Annotated in this window: 5 protein-coding genes; 4 read left to right on the forward strand and 1 reads right to left on the reverse strand. The window is 37.9% G+C overall.

The features are described from left to right. Positions 1-683 precede the first annotated feature (683 nt). The 3 genes from ACQR30_RS04275 (at position 684) to pyk (ending at position 4,071) form a co-directional block, all read left to right on the forward strand. On the forward strand, positions 684-1,181 hold the full coding sequence (locus tag ACQR30_RS04275; RefSeq protein ID WP_429731752.1) for a hypothetical protein: 498 nt from the start codon (positions 684-686) through the stop codon (positions 1,179-1,181). A gap of 296 nt (positions 1,182-1,477) precedes the next feature. Further along, the gene (pfkA, locus tag ACQR30_RS04280; RefSeq protein WP_429731755.1) at positions 1,478-2,461 is read left to right on the forward strand and encodes a 6-phosphofructokinase; all 984 of its coding nucleotides are present in this window, start codon (positions 1,478-1,480) and stop codon (positions 2,459-2,461) included. A 101-nt stretch (positions 2,462-2,562) separates the two neighbouring features. Further along, entirely contained in the window at positions 2,563-4,071 is a 1,509-nt protein-coding gene (gene pyk / locus ACQR30_RS04285; RefSeq protein WP_429731758.1) for a pyruvate kinase, read from the forward strand. Between the two features lie 78 nt (positions 4,072-4,149). Here the strand turns inward: pyk and ACQR30_RS04290 are convergent, their stop codons facing one another. Then, positions 4,150-5,142, reverse strand: coding sequence for a glycoside hydrolase family 43 protein (locus ACQR30_RS04290; protein ID WP_429731761.1), 993 nt, complete (start codon positions 5,140-5,142; stop codon positions 4,150-4,152). Positions 5,143-5,302: 160 nt separating this feature from the next. Between ACQR30_RS04290 and ACQR30_RS04295 the strand changes: the two genes are divergently transcribed. Continuing rightward, on the forward strand, positions 5,303-5,565 hold a 263-nt coding region (locus ACQR30_RS04295), incomplete at its 3' end, for an AAA family ATPase (protein ID WP_429731764.1).

Below are 5,565 nucleotides of genomic sequence, written 5' to 3' on the forward strand. Positions count from 1 at the left end.
CATAAATGCATTGCAACCTCTATATAAATAACAAAACACAAATACAATAAAAGTCACTTCTTTCATGGACTGGTTTTTAGTATGCGTGTTAAGGTTGAAAAAGTTTTATTTTTAAAAGATGCACGTTCTTTGGAAATACCTGCAATCTCATAAGAAATTTATTTTTTGTCTTTGTTGTTGGCAACAGCCGCACAATTATTAGGGTTAATAGCCCGGGCTGTAAAATCATCTAATGGATTAAATAAAATGTTTAGTGAAAATGGGATGGAACTTTCCTGCGACGAGAAGCAAAGATGTCTGTTGTCCGCGCGCTTTTTCCATGGCCATAGTCTTTTAATTTTTGATAAAGTCACTTCTGCAATTGCTTCACCTGCAGAGAAAAGGCATCGCTTCCGCCATAAAGGGGATATCCGAGGATAAGCGGCAGATTACTTTTTTAATCACACTCCGGCTTTCGACCACTATGCATGTAGCTTCGATTCACCTACTCGGCAAACGGGCGGAACAGACTTTGGCGCAAAGGGAATATATATTATGCGATGTGGCTGCATCGAATTAACGAAAGAACTGCAAATAATTATAACAAATAACTTAGAAATTAAATATTACTTTTATGTTTGCATAAGTGAAAAAGGCAGAGCGAGCAGGAAAAGAGAAATTAAACAGCATAATAAAGAGTATTTATGAAATATTTATTGGTCGTGTGTACAATGATGTTCTTTTTTGGGTCGACACAAGCGCAGACCTACGACAGTGTACCGCCTTATCAGAAAGATTCGACTTTGCCTAAATTCTTATTACTTCGGCAAGACAGTACTTGGTTTAATACGGCCCAGATCCCTAAGCATACTCCTGTTGTTATTACATTCTTTAACCCAAGTTGTGAGCACTGTGAACATGAGGCAACTGTGTTGTCAAAGCAAATGAATAAATTGAAAAATGTTTATTTTGTTTGGGCTACCTATGAAGGGAGCTTTGCCGAAATAGACACTTTTGCAAAAAGATATCATTTAGCAGAGTTTAAAAATATACATTTTGTAAAAGATGTAAATTTTTTAATACCTAGTTTTTATCGGTTGCGTATGACTCCTTATATGGTTGCTTACAATAAACATGGTCGCTTAATCAAGACATGGGAAACCGGCGCCAGTCCAGAAGAATTGATAAAAATGTTTCATTGAGAGCATCTTATTTTTTAATAAACGGAGGTTACAGTGGCGGATTTTCCTGTTCCATTCTTTTGCATTTTCAGAAAATAAGCTTGCCAATTCCTTTCGTAATGAGGCGAGAGAAAAGATTTAATGTATAAGAAAAAAATACTTCAACTCGTTGTGCATCCTGCTGAAACGCTTTGCTAATCATTGTTAGCAAAAAAATATACTTTGTTGCGCACAGAATTTTATTTTCTATTTTGTACATTCGCTGCTTTATATGGAGATGAACGCAATCGTTTCCGTATATTAATAATATTTTCAAGATGTCGAATAAAGTAAATAAAATAGCCATTCTAACTTCCGGTGGGGATTCGCCAGGGATGAATGCTGCATTGAGAGCTGTAGTGAGAACAGGTCTTTATTTTGGATTAGAAGTTTATGGCATCATGCGCGGTTATAGCGGCATGATGGAAGACGATATATTTCAAATGGATTCCCGGTCGGTGGCCAATATTATTCAACGGGGCGGAACTATTTTAAAATCGGCTCGATGTAAAGAATTTTACACGCCAGAAGGTAGGGCAAAAGCCTATGCTAACCTGGAAAGAAGAGGCATCGATGGATTAGTCGTTATTGGTGGCGACGGCAGCTTTACCGGCGCTATGAAACTGCAGGCAGAGTTTGGTATTCCCGTTATTGGTTTGCCTGGAACCATTGATAAAGATTTGTATGGGACCGATTTTACAATTGGCTTCGATACTGCTGTAAATACCGCTGTTGAGGCCATTGATAAGATACGTGATACTGCTGATGCTCATGATAGACTTTTTATAGTAGAAGTGATGGGTCGTCATGCCGGATATATCGCATTACATAGTGGTATTGCTACAGGGGCAGAAACTATTTTGATTCCTGAGGCATCTACTAATATGGACGATGTAATTGCGTCGCTTTCTGAAAAAGAAAAAAGAAAGAAATTAGTTAACATTATTGTAGTGGCGGAAGGCGATGCATTTGGAGGCGCCAATGAAGTCGCTAAAGTAATTAAAGAAAGACTACCAAAATTCGATACGAAGGTGTCCATTTTAGGACATATACAGCGTGGAGGTTCCCCAACCTGCTCAGACAGATTAATAGCAAGCCGAATGGGTTATCACGCGATAGAGGCTTTATTGGCAGGGAAATCAAATGTAATGGTGGGCATTGTGAATAATGAAATGTCTTACACACCACTTGAAATAGCTATTCGCGAAAAAGACGTCATAGATGAAGACTGGTTAAGGATTGTAAAAATACTTGCCAGCTAGTATTACAGATGGGAGTTGGTATTCCATTTAAATACTTTAACTTTCATTTTTATGGGTTATTCCAATACATAACAAATGTTCAAATAAACTAAGCATATAAAATGTCGAAAAACGTAGAAAAATATCTGCATAAAGAGATGGATGCAGAAGCAGGCATTCAACATAATTTTCATAAGACCAAAATCGTCGCAACTGTAGGACCCGCTTGTGAAAAATATGAACAGTTACTATCGTTGGTAAAAGCTGGGGTGAATGTCTTTAGACTTAACTTTTCGCATGGTAGTCATGAGAACAAACTTGAAATCATTAAGAGTATTCGAGCCATTAATGTAAAAGAACCATATAATGTAGCCATTTTAGGTGATTTGCAAGGGCCTAAGTTACGGGTCGGAAAAATTGAGAATGATTGTTTGCCAATAGCTGCAGGTGACATACTCACTTTTACCTCTACAGAAAAAGTAATTGGAACTAAAGAAAAAATATATGTTTCTTATCCAAATTTGCATAACGACGTAAGTATAGGAGAAAAGATTTTAATTGACGATGGTAAGCTAGAAGTGGTAGTGACCAACGTGGATAAAATTTCAGGCGATGTACAAGTCCGCGTTACCTACGGAGGTAACCTTTTACCTAACAAAGGCGTCAACTTACCCGATACAGTTATTTCTCTGCCCGCTATGACAGAAAAAGACATTGTTGATTTAGAATTCATACTGGAGCAGGAATTGGACTGGGTGGCGCTGTCATTTGTACGTAAAGCAGAGGATATAGTTGATTTAAAGAGACGAGTGGTCGAAAAGAACAGTAAGATAAAGGTGATGTCTAAGATTGAAATGCCCTCTGCAATGGACGATTTGCGTAATATCGTAAATGAATCCGACGGTGTAATGGTCGCCCGTGGCGATCTGGGAGTAGAATTACCTGTGGAAAAAGTACCATTGGCACAAAGAGAGATTATTCGCAAATGTATCCATCGCTCTAAGCCCGTAATTGTAGCAACGCAAATGATGGAAAGTATGATGGATCGCACAAAACCCAATCGTAGCGAGATTACGGATGTGGCCAATGCTGTTTTAGAAGGTGCAGATGCGGTAATGTTGAGTGGTGAAACGGCAATGGGGCAACACCCTACTTTGGTAGTTGAGACAATGTGTAAGATTATTTTAGAAGTAGAACGTACAGAATATCGATATGACCGCTCTGCTGATGTAAAGGTAATTGCACATTCACCTACCATTTTGAGCGATGCTATTTGTTATAATGCTTGTAAGATAGCCAAGGAAGTAAATGCAAGAGCTTTGATTGGAATGACGCAGAGCGGCTATACCGGATTTAGAATCAGTAGTTACAGGCCGGAAACACCTTTATATATTTTTACCAAAGAGCATCAATTGGTTAATCAATTAAGCCTTAGTTGGGGTGTTCGGGCGTTCTTCTATGATGAGGAAGTCAGTCTGGATGAAATTGTAAATGATCAAATAAATATCCTTCGGGAAAGGAAATTTATTAAAGATGGTGATGTGGTGGTTAACACAGGTAGCACTCCTGTAAAAGCACATTTACCTACTAATATTTTAAAAATTACTACAGTAGGAGAAGTGGAAAATTAAAATAATACTTTTCCGTAAAAAAATGAAGTGTTTCCAAAGAAATCACTTCATTTTCGTTTAAAGCAGTCGTGAAATATCTCATTTCAATTTGTGTTCTTTCACACCTTCCTTGGTGATTTTTACTGGGGCAATTTTACCATCTTTATCAAAATGCATTTCATCAATGCAAACTTGCCGGTCGTTGGCTTTATCATCGCCCAAAGGCCTACGGTGATAAACAATATAGTATTTGTCTTTGCCCGGAATTTTGATGACTGAATGGTGTCCGGCACCGGTTGCAATGCTGGGATCCTGTTGTAAAATTACACCTACTCTTTTAAATGGTCCCAAAGGAGATTTTGACATAGCGTAGGCGACACGGTAGTTGGGGCCACCCCAGCCACCTTCGGACCACATAAAATAGTAAATGCCTTTCCGTTTAAGCATACAAGGACCTTCCACGTAATTTTTAGGCGTTATTTCTTTATAGTAAGTTCCGTCGGCGAACGGTTGGATGCCCGTGAAATCACTTTTTAATTTTACCACATTACAATGGCCCCAACCGCCATAAAACATATAATAGGAACCGTCGTCATTTTTATAAACAAACTGATCTATTGGTTGCGCGCCATTGACAATTTTATTAATTAGAGGTTTTCCCAACAAATCTTTAAAAGGCCCGGCCGGATGATCTGCAACGGCTACACCGATTCCTCCAACTTCTCCCGGGTGCACATCATTTGCACCAAAGAAAATATAATATTTCCCTTTTTTTTCGAGTACGGCAGGAGCCCACATCGCTTTTTTTGCCCAATGAATTTCCGAGGTATCGAGTACTGAATGATGTTTTGTCCAATGAACTAAATCGGGTGATGAAAAAGCATCCATAAAAACTTGATCTTCATATTTCGCAGAATAAGTTGGATATATCCAATATTGATTACCATAAATTGTTGCTTCGGGATCGGCATACCAACCTGAAAATATGGGGTTGCCCGACATTTCTTTGGTTTGTGCATTTGCCTTATTTACTATAATTAATACAGTTAATAGGAAAATGAAGCTGACGTTAAATGTGCTTTTTTTCTTCATCTTTGAAAAATTTGTTTAAAAATAATATTAAACTTATAATCTTATGAGCATATCTGGCTCATTAACAATTTGATTAAGATTGAAAGGCCTGCCAAGGGAATTTTTAATTTACCTATTTAGATTTTACATTTGCGTTGTGTCTGTATTTCAAAAAATCTCTTTGGTTCAATTTCGGAATTATCCGCAACAGTCTTTTCATTTTCAAAAGAAGATTGTGGGTATTTGTGGCGTCAACGGAACGGGTAAGACAAATCTCTTAGACGCTATTTATTATTTATGTTTTACTAAAAGTTATTTCTCTAAACCCGAGGCGAAAAATGTAACTCATGACATGCAGGGCTTCAGAATCGAAGCGGAAGTTTTTGATGGAGAGACTCCCCAAAAGTTAACATGTATTTTGCGGGAGAATGGTAGAAAGGAGTT

Source organism: Arachidicoccus sp. (genome assembly GCF_050436765.1).
GTDB lineage: Bacteria > Bacteroidota > Bacteroidia > Chitinophagales > Chitinophagaceae > Arachidicoccus.

Excerpts from the sequence above, each read along its gene's own strand:
- ACQR30_RS04275 (WP_429731752.1), top strand. The coding sequence starts at position 684 with ATGAAATATTTATTGGTCGTGTGTACAATGATGTTCTTTTTTGGGTCG.
- pfkA (WP_429731755.1), top strand. The coding sequence starts at position 1,478 with ATGTCGAATAAAGTAAATAAAATAGCCATTCTAACTTCCGGTGGGGAT.
- pyk (WP_429731758.1), top strand. The coding sequence starts at position 2,563 with ATGTCGAAAAACGTAGAAAAATATCTGCATAAAGAGATGGATGCAGAA.
- ACQR30_RS04290 (WP_429731761.1), bottom strand. The coding sequence starts at position 5,142 with ATGAAGAAAAAAAGCACATTTAACGTCAGCTTCATTTTCCTATTAACT.